At 69.6% G+C, this 18,517-nt stretch carries 18 protein-coding genes and 1 tRNA gene; 4 read left to right on the top strand and 15 right to left on the bottom strand.

Annotation, left to right across the window (positions count from 1 at the left end):
• The first annotated feature begins 62 nt into the window (after positions 1-62).
• Positions 63-698, top strand: a complete 636-nt coding sequence (locus NDR87_RS30660) for a bifunctional 2-polyprenyl-6-hydroxyphenol methylase/3-demethylubiquinol 3-O-methyltransferase UbiG (RefSeq protein WP_251917308.1) — start codon at positions 63-65, stop codon at positions 696-698.
• Here NDR87_RS30660 and NDR87_RS30655 read toward each other — a convergent pair.
• Genes NDR87_RS30655 through NDR87_RS30645 form a run of 3 tightly spaced genes read right to left on the bottom strand, consistent with a single transcriptional unit; the run spans position 677 to position 4,343 of the window.
• Entirely contained in the window at positions 677-1,786 is a 1,110-nt protein-coding gene (locus NDR87_RS30655; RefSeq protein WP_251917307.1) for an ABC transporter ATP-binding protein, read from the bottom strand. The two genes, NDR87_RS30660 and NDR87_RS30655, sit on opposite strands and share 22 nt — an antisense overlap.
• On the bottom strand, positions 1,783-3,330 hold the full coding sequence (locus tag NDR87_RS30650) for an iron ABC transporter permease (RefSeq protein WP_251917351.1): 1,548 nt from the start codon (positions 3,328-3,330) through the stop codon (positions 1,783-1,785). Before NDR87_RS30650 ends, NDR87_RS30655 begins: the two co-directional genes overlap by 4 nt.
• The gene (locus NDR87_RS30645; RefSeq protein ID WP_372494341.1) at positions 3,327-4,343 is read right to left on the bottom strand and encodes an iron ABC transporter substrate-binding protein; all 1,017 of its coding nucleotides are present in this window, start codon (positions 4,341-4,343) and stop codon (positions 3,327-3,329) included. The genes NDR87_RS30650 and NDR87_RS30645 overlap by 4 nt, the downstream gene beginning before the upstream one ends.
• A gap of 274 nt (positions 4,344-4,617) precedes the next feature.
• Here NDR87_RS30645 and NDR87_RS30640 point away from each other — a divergent pair, with 274 nt between their 5' ends.
• Positions 4,618-6,000, top strand: a complete 1,383-nt coding sequence (locus NDR87_RS30640) for a metallophosphoesterase (protein ID WP_251917306.1) — start codon at positions 4,618-4,620, stop codon at positions 5,998-6,000.
• An 87-nt stretch (positions 6,001-6,087) separates the two neighbouring features.
• On the opposite strand, the gene NDR87_RS30635 is transcribed toward NDR87_RS30640, so the two are convergent.
• Positions 6,088-6,158 (bottom strand) — tRNA-Cys (locus tag NDR87_RS30635).
• A gap of 96 nt (positions 6,159-6,254) precedes the next feature.
• Between NDR87_RS30635 and NDR87_RS30630 the strand changes: the two genes are divergently transcribed.
• Positions 6,255-6,791 (top strand): MarR family winged helix-turn-helix transcriptional regulator, encoded by a 537-nt coding sequence (locus NDR87_RS30630; protein WP_251917305.1) that lies wholly within the window; start codon positions 6,255-6,257, stop codon positions 6,789-6,791.
• An 84-nt stretch (positions 6,792-6,875) separates the two neighbouring features.
• The gene (locus NDR87_RS30625) at positions 6,876-7,943 is read left to right on the top strand and encodes an Hsp70 family protein (RefSeq protein ID WP_251917304.1); all 1,068 of its coding nucleotides are present in this window, start codon (positions 6,876-6,878) and stop codon (positions 7,941-7,943) included.
• Between the two features lies 1 nt (position 7,944).
• Here the strand turns inward: NDR87_RS30625 and NDR87_RS30620 are convergent, their stop codons facing one another.
• The 11 genes from NDR87_RS30620 to NDR87_RS30570 form a co-directional block, all read right to left on the bottom strand.
• Positions 7,945-8,451 carry a DUF3558 family protein gene (locus tag NDR87_RS30620; RefSeq protein WP_251917303.1) on the bottom strand — a complete coding sequence of 169 codons (507 nt, stop codon included), beginning with the start codon at positions 8,449-8,451 and terminating at the stop codon, positions 7,945-7,947.
• A 5-nt stretch (positions 8,452-8,456) separates the two neighbouring features.
• Positions 8,457-8,963, bottom strand: a complete 507-nt coding sequence (locus NDR87_RS30615) for a DUF3558 family protein (protein WP_251917302.1) — start codon at positions 8,961-8,963, stop codon at positions 8,457-8,459.
• Positions 8,964-9,000: 37 nt separating this feature from the next.
• Complete coding sequence (locus tag NDR87_RS30610) at positions 9,001-9,777, bottom strand: enoyl-CoA hydratase (RefSeq protein ID WP_251917301.1); 777 nt, start codon at positions 9,775-9,777, stop codon at positions 9,001-9,003.
• A complete protein-coding gene (mmsB, locus tag NDR87_RS30605) occupies positions 9,774-10,667 on the bottom strand; it encodes a 3-hydroxyisobutyrate dehydrogenase (protein WP_251917300.1) in 894 nt (297 codons plus the stop codon). Before mmsB ends, NDR87_RS30610 begins: the two co-directional genes overlap by 4 nt.
• Positions 10,664-11,740, bottom strand: a complete 1,077-nt coding sequence (locus NDR87_RS30600; RefSeq protein WP_251917299.1) for an enoyl-CoA hydratase/isomerase family protein — start codon at positions 11,738-11,740, stop codon at positions 10,664-10,666. Before NDR87_RS30600 ends, mmsB begins: the two co-directional genes overlap by 4 nt.
• Positions 11,737-12,879: an acyl-CoA dehydrogenase family protein gene (locus tag NDR87_RS30595; RefSeq protein WP_251917298.1), complete on the bottom strand. Its 1,143-nt coding sequence runs from the start codon at positions 12,877-12,879 to the stop codon at positions 11,737-11,739. Before NDR87_RS30595 ends, NDR87_RS30600 begins: the two co-directional genes overlap by 4 nt.
• Positions 12,880-12,882: 3 nt before the next feature.
• The gene (locus NDR87_RS30590) at positions 12,883-14,382 is read right to left on the bottom strand and encodes a CoA-acylating methylmalonate-semialdehyde dehydrogenase (protein WP_251917297.1); all 1,500 of its coding nucleotides are present in this window, start codon (positions 14,380-14,382) and stop codon (positions 12,883-12,885) included.
• A gap of 131 nt (positions 14,383-14,513) precedes the next feature.
• The gene (locus NDR87_RS30585; RefSeq protein ID WP_251917296.1) at positions 14,514-15,404 is read right to left on the bottom strand and encodes a hypothetical protein; all 891 of its coding nucleotides are present in this window, start codon (positions 15,402-15,404) and stop codon (positions 14,514-14,516) included.
• Between the two features lie 22 nt (positions 15,405-15,426).
• Entirely contained in the window at positions 15,427-16,233 is an 807-nt protein-coding gene (locus NDR87_RS30580; RefSeq protein WP_251917295.1) for a hypothetical protein, read from the bottom strand.
• Complete coding sequence (locus tag NDR87_RS30575) at positions 16,230-17,231, bottom strand: hypothetical protein (RefSeq protein ID WP_251917294.1); 1,002 nt, start codon at positions 17,229-17,231, stop codon at positions 16,230-16,232. The genes NDR87_RS30580 and NDR87_RS30575 overlap by 4 nt, the downstream gene beginning before the upstream one ends.
• Positions 17,231-18,283, bottom strand: coding sequence for a hypothetical protein (locus NDR87_RS30570; RefSeq protein WP_251917293.1), 1,053 nt, complete (start codon positions 18,281-18,283; stop codon positions 17,231-17,233). The genes NDR87_RS30575 and NDR87_RS30570 overlap by 1 nt, the downstream gene beginning before the upstream one ends.
• Positions 18,284-18,517 lie beyond the last annotated feature (234 nt).

Below are 18,517 nucleotides of genomic sequence, written 5' to 3'. Positions count from 1 at the left end.
CCCCGCGGTCATTTCGAGGGAAACGCCCGCCACCGCCACCGCGACGGTGGACACTTCCCACCATGTCGCCCGATGTGCCGCTGTCGGCAGCCCAGCTCTTCGACACCCTCGGCGTGGACTACGAGCGTGCCTACGCCGAACTACCCGAGCAGCATGCCGCCCTGGATTGGCTCCGCGGGCGACTTCGGGCGGGGGCACGCGTGCTCGACGTGGGCAGCGGCACCGGCATACCGACCGCACGCATCCTGTCCGACAGCGGCTTTCGGGTGGAGGGCATCGACGTGTCCCCCGTCATGATCGAACTCGCCCGGCAGCGGGTCCCCGCCGCCACCTTCCATCGGGCCGATGTCCGGGAGTTCTCCGCCGAACCGGCGAGCTTCGACGCGATCTGCGCCTTCTTCCCGCTGCTGCAGATGCCCCGCGCCGACATCGATGCGGCTCTCGTCCGCATCGCGACCTGGCTGCGCCCCGGCGGATACCTGGTCGCGGCAACCGTTCCCGTCGATGCCGAGCAGGCCGACATCGTGTTCATGGGCCACCCGGCACGGGTGAGCAGTTATGCCGCGGCGGATTTCGTGGCCAGGCTCGGCGATGCCGGGCTGGAGGTGGTCGAGGCGCGGGAGAGCACGTTCCGGCCCGATCACGAGGACGCGCTACCCGAGCCGCACTTGTTCGTCTATTGCCGTCGGCCGGATTGAGTTCCGACCCCCACGGACTCCGTCCGGCGCGAATCCGCACTGTCGGAGGGGCCGAAAGCCGTTGCCGGGCCAGTTGTCGCCAGGCTCACTCGACTTCCGACGGGCGGGGCTCCCATGCCGATGCGACGGACGTGGATAGGTTCGGCGCGGCCGTCGAGGGCGATGGTGAGGATGATGTCGGCACCGCGGAATTCGGCGGAGCGCACGGTCGCGGTGCCCGCGGCGTTGTCGGAGACCGGGTGCGCGATCAGCTGCTCCGGTCGCAACATGAGCGTCACCGCGCCGACGGGGGCGTCGGGCTGGACGGGCGTGCGGCCCAGCACGCTTTCGGCCACTCCGTCGACGACCACAGCGTCCAAAAGTACGCAGTCGCCGAGAAATTGGGCCGTGAACAGGTCGGCCGGAGCGGCATAGACCTCTTCGGGCGGGCCCACCTGGGTGAACCGCCCCGCGCACATGACGGCGACCTGATCGGCGAACGACAGCGCCTCCTCCTGGTCGTGGGTCACCAGAATGCTGGTCATTTCGGCCGTGCGCAGCGTCTGCGCGACGGCCTGGCGGGTCGCCGCGCGCAGGCCGGTGTCCAGCGCGCTGAACGGCTCGTCCAACAGCATCACCTGCGGCCGCCGCGCCATGGCCCGGGCCAGCGCGACGCGCTGCTGCTGGCCACCGGACAGTTCGTGCGGTCGGCGCCGTGCATAGGAGGCGTCCAGCGACACCATCTCCAGCAGTTCGATCACCCGATCGCGATGCCGCCGCCACCCGGCCACGCCGCCCAGCCCGTAGGCGATGTTCTGTCCCACGGTCAGATGCGGGAACAGCGCGCCGTCCTGGGCCACGTACCCGACATTGCGACGATGCGCGGGCTTGCGAAACCCTTGGCGGGCAACAACTTTCCCGCCGATGGACACCGAACCCGCATCGGGCGTCTCGAATCCCGCGATCACCCGCAGCAGCGTGGTCTTCCCGCAGCCGGAGGAGCCGACCACGGCCGTCGAGGTGCCGTCGGGCACCTCGAGGCCGATGCCGTCGAGCACCCGCGCGCCGCCGAACGACTTCGCCACCTCGGAAACCACCAGGCGGCTCATAGCCCGGCCGCCTTCCTGGATTGAGTGAACAGCACATACGTCACCGGGATCGCCACCACGATCATGATCAGCGCATAGGGTGCCGCACCCGCGTAATCCAGTTCACCCGAGGCCGACCAGAATCCCATCGCGAGGGTACGAGTCCCATTGGGGGCCAGGAGCAGCGTGGCCGTCAGCTCGGTGGCCACCGCTACGAATACCAGCGCCGCCGACGCCGCCGCGGCGGGCGCGCTCAGCCGCAGCGTCACCCGTAGGAAGGTGACCGGGCCCGATTTCCCCAGCGCCCGCGACACCTCCTCCAGGCCGATGGGCACCTGTGCCAGCCCGGCCCGCACACTCACCAGCGCCCGGGGCAGGAACATGAGCGTATAGGCCGCGAGCACCATGGTCGCGGTCTGGTACACGCCGGGCAGCCAGCGAATGGTCAAGGTGACCATGGCCAGCGCGATCACGATGCCGGGCAGCGAACTGGTGATGTAGTTGCAGCCCTCGACGATTCGCGCGAACACCGATTGCGACCGCACCGCGATCCACGCCACGGGAAATGCGCACAGCGTAGTGACCACCGCTGCGGTGGCCGCCAAACCCACTGTCTGGGCGAGGGATTCACCGATCGAATCGACATCCCACACCGCCGCCCCGCCGATCCGCAGCCAGCGCAACACCGTCCACAGCGGGACACCCAGCGCGGCCACCAGCACCGCGCCGAGCACCCCCAGCGCCGGAATCGCGATGCCGCCCAATCGAACCCGGGTCGCGGCACGCGGCGCACCACCGCCCACCCGGGCATACCGCGCCCGCCCCCGCACGGCCGCCTCCCCACCCAGCAGGACCAGACAGCACAGCACCAGCACCCCCGCCAGCATGCTGCCCGCGGCCCCCGCGAAACTGGACTGATACTGCTCGAAGATCGCCGTGGTGAAGGTGTCGAAGCGCACCATCACGAACGCGCCGTACTCCGCCAGCAGATGCAGCGAGATGAGCAGCGCCCCACCGAGAATCGCCAATCGCAGCTGCGGCAGCACGATGCGCGCGAAGACCGCCACCGACCCCGACCCCAGCGCCCGCGCGGACTCCTCCACCGCCGGATCCAGCCGCCGCAGCGTCGCCGCCACGGGCAGATACACCAGCGGGAAATACGACATCGAGGTAATCAGCACCCCCGCCCCCAGCCCGTGCAGCGCGGGGAACACGCTGACCCAGCCGTAGCTGTTCACGAACGCCGGAACCGCCAGCGGCGCGGCCAGAATCGGTCCCCACCAGCCCGCCCCGGGCACATCGGTGCGCTCCACCAACCAGGCCAGCCCGACGCCGAGCGCGACACACACCGGCACCGTGAGCACCACCAAACCGGCGGTGTTGCGCAGTAATTCGCCGACCCGCGGCCGGAACACCAGCCGGGCGGCCTCGTCCAGCCCGACCGAGAACAGCGTGGCCACGATATAGCCCAGCGGCACGAACGTCGCCGCCACCAGCAGCAGTACGATGCCCGTGACCGCGAGCCCGGGCCGACCGGCCCGGGCGGTTCCGACCGCGACGGTCAGAGCAGACCCGCTTCGGTCATGAGCTGGTGCACCTTCTTGGCCTCCAGTCGACTCGGATCGATCTTGGGCGCCTGCAGGCTGTCCAGCGGCGGCAGCGCCGGATTGGCCGCCACGTCGACCGAGACCGGATACTCCATCGAGGTGCCGTCGCGCAGCACCGCCTGCCCGGCCGTGCCGGTGATGAACCTGACGAACTTCTGCGCGTTCTGCTGCTTCTTACTGGACTTCAGCACGCCGCCGCCGGAGGTGGACACGAACGCGCCCGGATCCTGATTCTTGAAGTAGTGCAACTCGGTATTGCCGCTGTTCTCCTTGGTGGCCGCCTGATCGCGGTACCAGTAGTAGTGGTAGATCACCGCGCCGTCGAACTGCCCGTTGTTGACGTTCTTCATGGCGGTGGTGTTGTTCTGCGAGGCGGGGGCGTTGGCCTTCATGCCCCGCAGCCATGCCCTGGTGGTGTCCTCGCCCTTCAGCTCCAGCAGCGCCGCGACGATGGCCTGGAAGTCCGCACCGGAGGTGCCCGCGGTCCAGCGGCCCTTCCACTGCGGCTGGGCCAGATCCAGCAGCGAGGCGGGCAGCTGATCCTGCGGCAGCTTGGCCCGGTTGTAGACGAAGACCGTCGAGCGCGCCGCGACGCCGACCCACTTGCCGGTCGAGGGGCGGTACTGCTCGGGGATCTGCGCGAGGGTGTCCCTATCGATATCGGCGAACAGGTCCGCGTCCTCGACCAGGGCCATGGCCGGGGAATTCTCGGTGAGGAAAACGTCGGCGGGCGAGTTCTTTCCCTCGGCCACCAGCTGGTTGGCCAGATCGGTGTCGCCGCCGTTGCGCAGGGTGACCTTGACGCCGGTCTGCTTGGTGAAGGCCGCGGCCCACTCCTTGGTCAGCGACTCGTGCTGGGCGTTGTAGACCAGGATCTCGTTGTCGTCCTCGGTCGCGTTCGAGCAGGCCGTGGTGGCCGCGAGCACGGACAGTGCCGCCAGCGCACCGGTCAGCAATTTCCATCGGGCCACCGTGGGCCCTCCTTTCGCACGGAAATCGGGCTGCCTATGAGGTTTGGCTAACCAACGTACTCGGTGCCATGGGAGTGCGCAGTGTGCGCTCGCGTGTCGAGACCGAATCGCCGTCGAAACCGGAATCGGCGAGCGGCAGGTTACGGGCGGTGATCGCCCCGGCGAACGCCGCGACCGCGGCGCCCACCCGGCCGTATGGTGCAGATGGACCGTCGATTCCCTGGTCGCGCTTGTCGAGGGAGGATCAATGAGCTGCTGTGGACCGAGCCGCCGAATGGTACTGAGCGCCTTGGGCATGACGGCCGCGCTGCCGCTGCTGGTCCAGCGTGGCGCGGGTTCCGCTCGGGCGCAGGGGAATTCACTGCTGGCGACGGATCTGGAGCTGGTGACCGTCACCGCCACCTCGGCCGTGCTGACCTGGACGACGCTGACCGCCGACGGGCGCGCGCCGCTGGCGGCCGATTCGGAAGTCCGGGTGGCCCCGGCGGATTCGTCCGCGCCCGCGCGCGTGCTGTTCGCCGATCCCGAGCCGACCCCCTATCACTTCGCGGAGATCACCGGCCTCGAGCCCGGCCGCGCCTATCGCTTCGAGGCTCTGTCCCACGGGGTACGCGCCGTTCCCGCGCCGAATGTGGCGACCAGGATGCCCGGTTCGCCCGAATGTATCGGCGAATTCACCACGCTCACCCCACCGCCCGGGCGGTTGTTGCGGACGCTCGCGCTGTGCAACGACGTGCATTTCGGGGAGGAGGTGAGCGGGCTCATCGCGGCCGGACTGCCGCCGGGCGTGCGCCAGGAACCCGGGCTGCCGCCCTATCCGGAGGTGATGCTCGCGGCACTGCTCGACGATCTGCGCCGCCCCGACCGCGGTGCGGATCAGCTGCTCCTCGCGGGCGACCTCACCGCGGAGGCCACACCCGGGCAAACCCGCGGCGTCCGCGGCATGCTCGACGATTGGGGCGTCGCGGGCCGAGACTGGTTCGCCACCCGCGGCAATCACGATCGGCCGCATGTGGGCGCGGAGTATGCGGGCTGCCCGATCGTCGCCGATACCGATCACCACGACTGCTGGGGTGAGTCGTTCCCGGCCCGGGGCGAACTGCTCCTGCACGACCTCGGCGGCCTGCGCCTGCTCGGGCTGGACACCACCGCACTCGACGCGGCGGGTGGAACCATCGACCGGTCCCAGTTCGACCGGCTGCGCACCGTTCTGGCCGCCGATCCCGACCGCCCGACCCTGGTCTTCGGCCACCATCCCGTCACCTTCGAATCCGCGATATCCAATATCGGCGGCCCGGATTTCGTGCTGAACCGCGCCGACGCCGCCGAACTCCAATCCCTGTACCGATCCGCCCCCGGCGTCTTCCTCCAGCACAGCGGCCACACCCATCGCAATCGCCGCACCCGCCCCGACATCCCGCTGCCCGTCGAATTCCTCGAGGTCGCCGCGGTGAAGGAATATCCGGGCGGCTACACCCTGCTCCACCTCTACGAGGGCGGCTACCAGGCCAACTTCTACAAAACCCGCACCCCCGAGGCCCGCCGCTGGAGCACCCGCACCCGCGCCGAATACTTCGGCCTCATCCCGGAATACACCCTCGGCACCACCGCCGACCGCAACCACGTTGTACTCCGGGACCTTTCGGGGCTCACCTGACGAATTCGCCGACCCCGAAAGGTTTGCGGAACGGTGAGCCTGCGGCCACCGCAAACCCGCGGCGGCGGAGCCGCCGCAGAAACACAGAGCGAGCGGCGGGAATCGAACCCGCGTATACGGTTTTGCAGACCGCTCCCTAACCACTCAGGCACGCCCGCTTGCGATACCCATCGTGCCGGGTGGGAGGGCGGGTGCCGATGGTTGTTCTCAGCATGATCCGAAAAATCGGGCAGGGCAGCAAATACACTCGGCATATGGCTACGCCCCGTCCGCTTCCCCTGGATCCCATCGAGGAGGCCCATCGACAATGGACCGCGCACGGCTGGGGTGAGGTCGCCGACGGTATGGCGGCGGTGACCTCGCTGGTGCGGGCGCAGCAGATCGTGATGGCGCGGGTGGACGAGGCGCTGCGACCGTCCGGATTGACCTTTTCCCGATACGAACTGCTGGCGCTGCTCAGCTTTTCCAAGACCGGCGCGCTGCCGATGGCCACCGCCAGCGCCCGCTTACAGGTGCATCCCACCAGCGTGACCAATACCGTGGACCGGCTGGAGTCGGCGCGGCTGGTCAAGCGCGTCCCGCATCCCAGCGATCGCCGGGCAACCCTCATCGAGATCACCGATGCCGGACGCGAATTGGTGGCGCGGGCGACCACCGCGCTGAATGCGAAGGTCTTCGCCCGGCCGGGTCTGCCGCCCGACCGGCTGCAGTCGCTGCTGCGCCTGCTGGCCGAGTTCCGCCGGGAAGCGGGCGACTTCGACACGGGCGACACGCCGACGCGATGGGCCTGATGGCATAACCTTTCAGCATCCGGCCAGCGACATTACCGTTCCGTCATCTTCCCAACGGGCCGCAAAAGGTTCACCATGGAGGCCATGGTGCTGGTCCTGGGGGTGTCGGCGGGCGCTGGTGGCGCACGCGCGATGCTCACGCACTCCGACCAGCCGCATCTGCCCCCGATCGACCGGTGCTCGGTGCCGCGGCGGGCGGGTGGCGGCGTGGAGGAACCCGTCTTCCAGGCGATCGAGCTCATGCGCGAGGCCGCGACCCGGCGCGACGAATTCATCACCGGTATCGCCGTCACCTGCCGCTGCGCGCTGCATGCCGACGCCGTCCGAGACGCCGCGGGGCGCAGCCGCCTGACCATCGTCGACGAGCCGGTGGCCCAGCTGCGCTATCTGCGGTTCAGCGGCCAGCTCCCCGACGAGGGCGCGGTGGTCCTCTATGACCTGGGCGCCTCGGGCCTGACCATCACCGAGGCCGACTGCCGCACCGACGCCATCCTGGCCACCCGCCGGACCACCGTGCTGGGCGGCGACGCGCACGACGCCCTGCTGCGCTGGCAACTCGCGCACGGCGGGGTGCACATCGACAAGCCGACCAGCCGCGCCTACAAGGAGGCGCTCACCGACTCACCGGTGGTGACCGCGGGCGATCCGCGCACCGGACGGCGAATGGTGCTGACCCGCAGCGATTTCAACGAACTGGCCGCCGCGGGGATCCACCATTCGGTGTCGTACGTGCGCCAGATGGTCGAGGAGGCCGGGGTGACGCCGCAGGTGCTGGCGCCGCTGGGCGGCTGCACCCGCAATCCGGGCATTCGCGATTCGCTGGCCCAGCTGCTCGATATGCCCCAGATCTACGATCCGGAACCGGAATTCGTGTCCGCGCGCGGCGCGGTGCTGATGGCGACGCAGCTACCCTCGGCACGGCGCGTGCGCGGGGTGCGGTTCTCGAACGTGCCCGCGCTGCGCCCGGCCGGTGCGTCGCCGGTGTCCAAGCGCAAGCTGGTGGCCGCCCTCGCCGTGACCGCCACATTGGGCGCCACGGTCGCGGGATTGCTGGTGGCGGACCGAGAATCGCCGCATCCGGCCACCCACGGCGGCACCCCGGCCTCACCGCTGGAGGTCGCGGAAACGCCCGATCGACTGCCGCCCCGGTGAGTCAGCCGTCGAGCTTGACGGTGGACCGCACCAATTCCGTTGCGGCGGCACACGGATCGGGTTCGGCGGCATGGCTGCGGTTCTGCACCCAGTAGGTGACGGTCCCCGAATCGGCCGCGGAGACCCCGCAGCTGCCCGGATCGCGCGGATCCCGCCACAGCAGCCCGCCGAAACTGCTCAGCACCAGATGTTCGGTGCGATAACCGAATTCGGCCGCCACCTGACTCTCCCGCAGCAGGGAATCCCCGGCCAGCCACGCATAGGTGATATCGACGATGCCGCCGCCGTCCGGATACTCGCCCTCCCAGCCGCAGACGATCGGACCGCCCTGCGGGTGTACGGATTCGGCGTGCGCCAGCTTCGCGATATCGGTATCCGCCAGCGGACCGCAGTTGTCCAGCTGATTCACCTCGGCCGGGGCTTTGTGCGCCGATTGCGGTGCGCCCGAGGCACATCCGGCCGCGACGAACAGCACGAGCGCGACGGCCGCCAGTCGAACCATCCGCATCGCGCTCACTCCGCCCGGTCCAGGGTACCGGTGGCGAGTCGGCGCGCCGCCGAACAGGCTTGTGCCCCAGCGCCCGGCGCGGTGTCGATCCGCCAGTCGATGAAGTCGCTCGCCCCGGAACCGACCGCGATCTCGCAGAAACCGTCCGCGGGCCACAGCTTTCCGGTGTGCCCGCCCAGCCGCACCCGGCTCACCCGATCCCCCGCACCACTCGGCGTGCGCCCCTCGATCGGACTGCCGCGGAACCACGCGAAGGTGACCGCGCTCCCGTCCGCGGCCTCCCAGCGGCATCGCATCGGATTGCGCACCGTCTGCCGCGCCCGCGTCGACCCGATGGCCGCCGCGATATCCGCATCGCTCGCCGCCCCGCACTCGCCGATCGACAGCGCCTCCCCCGCGGCCTGCACCGGACTGGAGGTGGCTACCGGCGTCGGCCCGCCGTCGGGACCGGCACAGCCCGCCACCGCGGCCACGGCGACGGCCGCAACCGCGATGACGAGGCGTTTCGACATGCCGATCAGGCTAGCGGCCGTCCGACGGCCGCGCGCGTCAGCGGTTGGTGAACTTCGCCGCCCGCTTCTCGACGAAGGCGGTCATCCCTTCCTTCTGATCCTCGGTGGCGAACAGCGAGTGGAACACCCGGCGCTCGAACCGCAGCCCCTCCGACAGCGTGGTCTCGAAGGACCGGTCGACGGCCTCCTTGGCGATCATGACCGCGGGCAGCGACATGTTCGCGATCGTCTCGGCCACCTCGAGGGCGGTCGGCACCAGGTCGGCGGCCGGGACGATGCGCGAGACCAGCCCCGCCCGCTCGGCCTCCTCGGCATCCATATTGCGGCCGGTGAGGATCAGATCCATGGCCTTGGCCTTACCCACCGCGCGGGTCAGCCGCTGCGAGCCGCCCATGCCGGGGATGACGCCCAGCTTGATCTCGGGCTGGCCGAATTTCGCCGTATCGGCCGCGATCAGGATGTCGCACATCATGGCCAGCTCACACCCGCCACCCAGCGCATATCCCGCCACCGCGGCGATAATCGGCTTCCGGAAGGCCGTCAGCCGATCCCAGCCCGCGAAATGATCGGCCAGGAACATGTCCATATAGGACTTGGACTGCATCTCCTTGATATCGGCCCCGGCCGCGAAGGCCTTCTCCGAACCGGTCAGCACGACCGCGCCGATGCCCGCATCGGCCTCGAGCTCGTCCAGCGCCGCGGTGATATCGGCGAGCACCTGCGAGTTGAGCGCATTGAGCGCCTTCGGCCGGTTCAGCGTGATCAGGGCCACCCGCCCCTTGCGCTCCAGCAGAATGGTCTCGAAGTCGGTCACTGTCCCTCTCCCGATCGGCGGCGGATGTCGGTCACGATAGCGGAGAAGTCCCGTCCGGCATCGGTCTGGTTGAACCGCTCGTAGATCTCGGCCGCGAGCAGGCCGATCCGCCCGTCCACGCCATTGTCGCGCAGCGCGTTGGCGGCCAGGCCGAGGTCCTTGGTCATCAGGGCGGTGGCGAAACCGGGCCGGTAGTCATGGTTGGCCGGGCTGGCCGGAACCGGTCCCGGCACCGGACAGTAGCTGGTCAGCGACCAGCACTGGCCCGAGGCGGTGGAGACCACGTCGAAGAACTTCTCGTGTGTCAGGCCCAGCTTCTCGCCCAGCACGATCGCCTCCGACAGACCGACCATGGAGATGCCCAGCATCATGTTGTTGCAGATCTTCGCGGCCTGGCCGACCCCGGCGTCGCCACAGTGCACGACCTTGCCGCCCATCACCTCGAGCAGCGGCAGCGCGGCCGCGAAATCCTCGGCCGCGCCGCCGACCATGAAGGTCAGCGTGCCCGCCGCCGCACCCGCGACGCCGCCGGAGACCGGCGCGTCCAACGCTCGATGCCCTGCCGCCACAGCGAGTTTCGCGGCCTGTTTGGCATCGGCGACATCGATGGTGGAGCAGTCGACGAACAGGGTGCCCGGCTTGGCGGCGTCGAGGACCTCGCGGTAGACGTCGAGCACGATGCGTCCGTTGGGCAGCATGGTGATGACGACATCGGCCTCGGCGGCGGCCGCGACGGCGGTCTCGACGACGGTGGCGCCGTCGGCGCGCGCCTGCTCCTGGGCGGCGGGAATCGGGTCGAAGGCGAGGACCTCGTGGCCCGCCCGCACCAGATTGGCGGCCATCGGCCCGCCCATATGGCCGAGGCCGAGGAAGCCGACCTTTGTACTCATGCGGAATGTCCTTCCGGCGCTACGAGATTCAGTTCTTTGTCGCCGAGGTCGGCGAAGTAGGCGTCGACCTGTGCGGCGGACACCTCGGTCAGGGTGGCGGGCCGCCAGCGCGGAGTGCGGTCCTTGTCGACCACCTGCGCGCGGATGCCCTCGACCAGGTCGTGGCTGGACAGCGAGGCCACCGACACGCGGTACTCCTCGTTCAGGGCCTCCTCCAGGCTGCCGAGCGCGCGGGCGTGTCGCAGCGAGCGCAGCGTGACCTTCAGTGCCACGGGCGATTTCGCGAGTACGTCCGCTGCCGCCTTGTTCGCCTCGGCCGAGTCGTGGGCCTGCAGCCGGGCCACGATCTCCTCGACGCTGTCGGCGCTGTAGCAGGCATCGATCCAATCCCGCTGGGCCGCGAGCTCCGATGCCGGGGCGGGCTGGGCGAACTTGGCGATCGCGACCTCCGGATCGACGGTGTGCAGCGCGGCCAGCAGCGCCGGAATCTGTTCGGAGGGAACGTAGTAGTCGGCGAAGCCCGCGGCGATCGCGTCCCCCGCGCCCATCCGAGCCGTGGTGAGCGCGACATGCGTACCGAGCTCGCCCGGCGTGCGCGCGAGCAGATAGGTGCCGCCCACATCGGGTATGAATCCGATACCGGTCTCGGGCATCCCGATCTTGGAGCGTTCGGTGACGATGCGATGGCTGCCGTGCCCGGACAGCCCCACGCCGCCGCCCATGACGATGCCGTCCATCACCACGATGTAGGGCTTCGGGTACCGGGCGATATAGGCGTTGAGGATGTATTCGTCGCGCCAGAACCGGCCCGACGGCGAATCCGCCCCGCCCGCACTGTCCTTCGCGTCGTTGTAGATGGCGACGATGTCGCCGCCCGCGCACAGCCCGCGCTCGCCCGCCCCGGTGAGCACGACCGCGCGCACCTCGTCGTCGGCCGCCCACTGTCGCAGCGCGGCCAGAATGGCCAGCGCCATCGGATGATTCAGCGCATTGATGGCCTTGGGCCGATTGAGCGTGATCAGGCCCAGCCCGTCCCGCTTCTCGATGAGCACCTCATCGCTCGTGTCGCTCATGCCGCTCCTCCAATCACCGAGCGGGCCACAACCACCCGCATGATCTCGTTGGTGCCCTCGAGGATCTGGTGCACGCGCAGATCCCGGACGATCTTCTCCACTCCGTACTCGGCCAGATAGCCGTAACCGCCGTGCAATTGCAGGGCCTTGTTGGCGACCTCGAATCCGGCGTCGGTGGTGAAACGCTTGGCCATGGCACAGAGCTCCACCTTGTCGGCGGCATCGGCGTCCAGTGCGGCGGCGGCGCGCCACAGCAGCGTGCGGGCCGCCTCGACCGAGGTGCGCATATCGGCCAGTTCGAACTGCAGCGCCGGATTGTCCAGCAGCCGCGCCCCGAATGCCGTGCGCTGGGCCATATATGCCACCGTCTTGTCCAGCGCCGACTGCGCCCCGCCCAGCGAGCAGGCGGCGATATTGAGCCGACCGCCGTTGAGCCCATTCATGGCGATGCGAAAGCCGTTGCCCTCCACGCCGAGCCGGTCCTCGGCGGGCACCCGGACCTCGTCGAGGATGACCTGCCGGGTGGGCTGGGCGTTCCAGCCCATCTTCTTCTCGTTGGCGCCGAAGGAGATTCCGGGAGCGTCGGCCGCGACGATGAACGCCGAGATGCCACGCGCCCCGGCGTCGCCGGTGCGGGCCATCACGACGTATACGTCCGTGCTGCCCGCACCGGAGATGAACTGCTTGACTCCGGTGAGCAGATAATCGTCGCCGTCGCGAACGGCCCTGGTGCGCAACGCCGCCGCATCCGATCCCACTCCGGGCTCGGTCAGCGCGTAGCTGCCGAGCCGGTCCATCGACGTCAGCGCCGGCAGCCACCGATGCCGCTGGGCATCGGTGCCGTAGCTGTCGATCATCCACGCCACCATGTTGTGGATCGAGATGTAGGCGGCGATGGCGGGGCAGCCGGTGGCCAGTTGTTCGAAGATGCGCACGGCGTCCAGCCGCCGCAGCCCCGAGCCGCCCACGTCCTCACCGACATAGATGCCGCCCATCCCGAGCGACCCGGCCTTGCGCACCACATCGACCGGAAAGTGTTTCTGCTCATCCCATTCCAGTGCGTTGGGCGCGAGCATTTCGTCGGCGAAGGCGCGGGCGGTCTCGGTGATCGCCTTCTCGTCGTCGTCGAGTACGAACACGGCTCAGTCCATCGTCGGGATGACGAAGGCGTTGGATTCCTTCAGCCCCTTGGGCCAACGCTGCGTCACCGTCTTGGTCTTGGTGTAGAAGCGGATCGAATCCGGGCCGTGCTGATTGAGATCGCCGAAGCCGGACCGCTTCCAGCCGCCGAAGGTGTGGTACGCGATCGGCACCGGGATCGGCACATTGATGCCGACCATGCCGACCTGCACCCGGGCGGCGAAGTCGCGGGCGGTATCGCCGTCGCGGGTGAAGATGGCCACGCCGTTGCCGTATTCGTGCTCATTGGGCAGCCGCAGCGCCTCCTCGTAGTCCTTCGCGCGCACGATGGACAGCACCGGCCCGAAGATCTCCTCCCGGTAGATCCGCATCTCGGGAGTGACCCGGTCGAACAGCGTGGCGCCGACGAAGAAGCCGTCCTCGGACCCCTCGACCCGCAGGCCGCGGCCGTCGACCACCAGCTCCGCGCCCTCGTCCACGCCGATCTGGATGTAGTCGTTCACCCGGTCCACACCGTCACGGCCGACCAGCGGGCCGAAGTCCGCGCCCGGATCGTCGGAGCGGCCGACATTGAGCTTGTGCACGCGCTCGACCAGCTTGGCGCGCAACCGTTCCGCGGTCTCCTCGCCGACCGGAACCGCGACCGAGATGGCCATACAACGCTCACCGGCCGAGCCGTAACCCGCGCCGATCAGCTGATCGGCGACATCGTCGAGATCGGCGTCCGGCATGACGATCGCGTGGTTCTTGGCCCCGCCGAAACACTGCGCGCGCTTGCCGTGCGCGGTCGCGGTCTCGTAGATGTACTGCGCGATCGGAGTGGAACCCACGAATCCGATCGCCTTGACGCGCTCGTCGCGCAGCAGCGTGTCCACTGCCACCTTGTCGCCGTTGACCACGTTGAACACGCCCGCGGGCAGTCCGGCCGCGAGGAACAGTTCCGCCAGTCGCAGCGGCACCGAGGGGTCGCGCTCGGAAGGCTTGAGCACGAACGCGTTTCCGCACGCCAGCGCCGGGCCCGCCTTCCACAGCGGGATCATGGCCGGGAAGTTGAAGGGCGTGATGCCCGCGACGACACCGAGCGGCTGACGCATGGAGTACACGTCGATACCCGTGCCCGCGCTCTCGGTGTATTCGCCCTTGAGCAGATGCGGGATGCCGGTGGCGAATTCGATGACCTCGAGCCCGCGCTGGATATCGCCCTTGGCGTCGGCGATGGTCTTGCCGTGCTCCGAAGACAGCAGCGCCGCAAGGGAATCCATTTCGTCCTGCACCAGGGACAGGAACTTCATGAGCACCCGCGCGCGCCGCTGCGGATTCCAGGCGGCCCAATCGGCCTGCGCCTCGGCCGCATTCGCGATCGCGGCCTCCACCTCGGCGACGGCGGCCAGCGGCACCCGCGCCTGCACCCGGCCGGTGCTCGGGTCGTAGACGTCACCGAAATTGCCCGATGCGCCGGTGACGTGCTGTCCGCCGATGAAATGTGTGAGTTCACGAACCATGCCAGTGCTGTCCTCGCGGTCGACGGGTCGGCGTAGCGAACGCCAGATCTACGGGCATCCTATAGTTGGATATCCAAGTAATCCAGGCGTTGCCGCGGATGTGCGCTACGCCACTTTCCGTCGCGTGAGGATCAGGACTCGGGCCGCAGCTCCACGATCGCGCCCGGATGCGCCAGCGAGGGCACCCGGACCGGGCCACCCTTCGCCCGCTCGATGAGCTGCCCCTGCCAGGCCACGAAGCAGGCGGCCGCCTCGCTGTTGTAGACGCGATCGAGGATCGGCGCCAGCTGGCGGGCCAGCTCACCCTCGGCGGCGATCAGCTGGCCGCGGTACGGGCCGTAGTAGGGCAGGATCGCTTGCAGCACAACGGCTTCCACACCCTGAACCTGGGTGATGATCGGGTCGATGGTGGGCTGGTACCGGGCGATGACCGGAGCGATCTCGGCCAGCACCGGCCCGGCCAACCGCAGCACCGGCTGATAGACCGAGCCCAGGGCGAAGGCCTCCGAGGAGAAGGGACCGGCCAGCGGAGCCAGGCCGATCAGGGAGGCGAGACCACCCTGTTGCTGCGGCGCGGGCCAGCCCAGCGGGCAGGCGGGCTGAGTGTTTGCCGTGGGTGCGGTGAAGGGGCTGTCGGCCAGCGGCACCGCATCCGGTGTGCCCGGGGACTGCGTATTCAATGGCGTGGACCGGTCCGGGGCGGGACCGGGCGACCCGGGATGGATCGCCACCGACAGCGCGGGGCCGCCCGTGCCGAGCGGGACCGCGGCGGCGGGTCGAGGACCTGCCGGGGCGGCGTGCGCGGGTGGCGCGGCGGGAGCGGCCGGGGCCGCCGGGGCGGGGGTGGCCGGACGCGGCGCCGCGGGCGCGATCGGCACCTCTTCGGTCACCACGACCGAGGTGACCTGGTCGTGTTGCCGGACGGTCAGGGCCGTCACCGCGACGGCGCTGCCGACGACGGTCACGGCGGCGACCACCCGGATGGCGGTGGCCAGGCCGGGCCTGGTGGTGCGAGGCGACATCGGGCGGTACTCCTTCGATGCTCTATTTCGGTGCGGGGGCAGGCGAATCGGGGACGGCGGCGGCGGGTTCGAAGACCCCTTCGAGATGCCACACGCCGGTGAAGCCGTTGAACGGACCGCCGACGATCAGGCTGGTCCACTGCAGGGTGAAGCGGCGGGTCTGCGGGTCGTAGCTGCCGGTGGCCGCGGGGCCCTGTGGCGCATCGGATTTCGGCTGGTCGAACCACTTCTGCGCGACCCAGTCCCAGACCCGCTGCACCTGTTCGGTACCGGCGACCTGAGGACCGTCCTTCTCCGGCGGTTTGGGCGCGCCCTGGTTGAATTCCTGGTCGTTCCACGACGCCGCCCAGGCGGACAGGTCGGCGGTGAGCTTGCCGCCGTTGTTCACCACCGTCGGCGGCGGCACCTTGCGCCCGGTCTGCGGATCCACCGGATTGGTGGAGATGCCGAATTCCACGGCGAAGAACCTGGTCGGCTTGGTGATCGAGGACGCGAGCGAATTACCCTGGGCGAAACCGGGATTCGGCTCGCTTTGAAAGCCCCCGGTGCGCAGTCCCCCGGCCGTGCCGGGTTCGAGCAGGGTGGTCGAGCCGTTCTGTACCGGCGAATCGCCGTTGGGCATGTACGGCCCCTTGTCCGGCGTACCGCCCGGCTGCACCATGCGGAACCAGGTGCCCGACACCTGATCGCCCTGCGCCGAACCCGGGGTGAATCGGAACAATCCGACCAGGGGCTGCGCGGCGGACGCGGGTGCGGAGTCGCCCGAGGACGAACATCCGGTCAGCGCCAGCACCGCGCCGGCCAGGACGACGGCGAGCATTCGCCTCATTGCCGCTCCTTCCCCGGCTCGCGCAGCCCGGCCGCGGCGGCCGCGAACACGACCACCCCGGGCGCCAGGTAGAACCATCCGAGTCCGCGAAATGCGGTGAATCTCAGCGGTTTCGTCGCCTCGTCCAGCGCCGCCACCGCGTCGAAGTTGTCGATGTTGTCGTTCATGGTTCCGATGAGCGCGGCGAATCGGGAGGTCATCGGCTGCCACCGGGCCTCGAGCGCCGCGATTCCGGCCAGGTCGGCATCGGGATGCGCTGCCCGGATCGCACCGGTGTAGCGGCTGTTCAGATCGCCGTCGGCCGCGACCAGCGTGACGAAGTAGCCCTGCACCTCGCGCACCTCGTCATGGGTGAGGATCGGCCGGAATCCCTCGATGAGCGGCCGCCCGGCCGAGGCCGCCGAAAACAGCCCGCCCGCAAGCGATATCGCGATCAGGCCGAGCGCCGCCAGCGCGGCGATCGAGCGCCACACCACACCGCGCCCACCGGCCGCCGCCCGCCGGAAGCCGAAAACGCCCGCGCCGGTGAGGATCACGCCCGCCAGTGCGAGCAACCACGGCAGCGCACCGATCGGCGGCAGATCCGCCAGCCGCCGATAGTTGTCCCGGTTGGCGTCGATCGCGTCGAGCATCGACGAGATGTCGGAGCGAATGCCGGGATAGTCGCGCACGAAGGAGTCCACCCGGTCGTAGCGACCCTGCTCCAGCCCCTGGGACCGCAGGGCCAGCACATTCGCCCGAGCGCCGTCGAGCACCCGGAGATCGTCGCGGTAGCCGTCGATACTCGAGCGGCTCACATACGGCCCGAAGGCATCGATCATGGCCTCACCCCGCGCCGCGCGCGGGAACATGCCGGTGATGATCGGCGCGAGGATCAGTGCCAGGCCCACCGCGACGATCACCGCGAACGGCCACCTCGGACGGGCCGGTGGGGCGGTCTCGACATGAGCGACGAACTCCGAGTACGCCGGGAGTCCGGACAGCCGATCGGTCACCATCAGGGCTGCCTTCGCCCGGCGATGGCGTCGGCCTTGAAGAAGACCGCGGCCGCCACCAGCGCGAGCAGCAGCAGCGCGGGCACCACCCAGGCCGGGGCCTGCTGCTTGCGCGGCAGATCGATGGTTCGGGTCGCGAGGGTGGGTGCGGGATGCACGGCGGCGGACACACCCGCCTGCGCGGGCGCACCCGGAGCCGGGGCGCCCGGCGCTGCGGGAACCGCGGGATTCGGTGCGGGCGCGCCGGGGGTCGGGCCATTCTGCGCGGGCGCGCCGGGGGCCGGATTCGCCTGGGGCGCGCCCGGATTCGTGATCGGGGCGGCCGGTTGCGCGGGAGCGCCGCCGCTCGGGGCGACCGGTGCCGCCGCGGGCGCGCGTCCGCCGCCGCGATACTGTCCGGCCAGATGCCACAGCCCGGTGAAGTTGTTGAACGGACCGCCGACGATCTGACTGGTCCACTCGAGCACGAAATTGCCCGCGCCGTCGATACTGCCGCGCACCGGACTGGTCTTACCCGGCAGCCCGCCGCCCGGCTTGGGCGCGCCCTGGTTGAACACCTGGTTGTTCCAGGTGACCCCCAGGCTGCTCAGGTCGCCCGACAGCTCCCCGCCGTCGGCGAAGATCTGCGGCAGCCCGGTGCCCTGCCCGGTCTGCGGATCGGTCGGATTGGTGGCGGTGGCGAAGTCCACCCCGTAGAAGCGCACCGGCGTGGTGACCCGGCCGGACCGCGCATTGCCCGTGGCGTCGAATGCCGCCTCGGGCTGCGGCTGATAGCCGCCGCTGACCAGGCCGCCATCGGTGCCCGCCGAGAGCGGAGTGACGGTCTGATCGCTGCACCGGGAGTCGCTGTTCTGCAGATAAGGCCCGCCCGCATCGCCGGTCGGCAGGATCATCCGGAAGAAGCTGCCGGTGACCGAGCCGTTCGCGCATACCCCGGGAGCCAGCGTGAACAGGCCGTTCAGCGGTGCCGGATCGGCCTGGGCGATGGGTGCGGCAAGCGCCGAGACGCCGATCGCGGCGGCCGCGACGGCGAGCCGGGCAATGGTTCGTCGCATGGGGTCGTCCTCGATTCGTGCGGACAGTAGGGATGTCACCGGACGAATCGATCGCAACCCCGGCACTCCCGGATGTCGCGAGTTGTAGTCACGGTGAGCGGAATCCGGCCCTGGCGAATTTTCAGCGGCGCTGAACTTCGCCCCTCCCGTGCCCGGGCACAAACCGGCACTGGCGCAGCTCATTCCGTGCGCCGCCCATACCGGGGACGCCGCCGGAGATCAACTGGAATTGTG

The sequence above is a fragment of the Nocardia sp. CDC159 genome (genome assembly GCF_023740735.1).
In the GTDB taxonomy this organism is placed as follows: domain Bacteria; phylum Actinomycetota; class Actinomycetes; order Mycobacteriales; family Mycobacteriaceae; genus Nocardia; species Nocardia pulmonis.
This window is presented reverse-complemented; position numbering and strand designations above follow the sequence as displayed.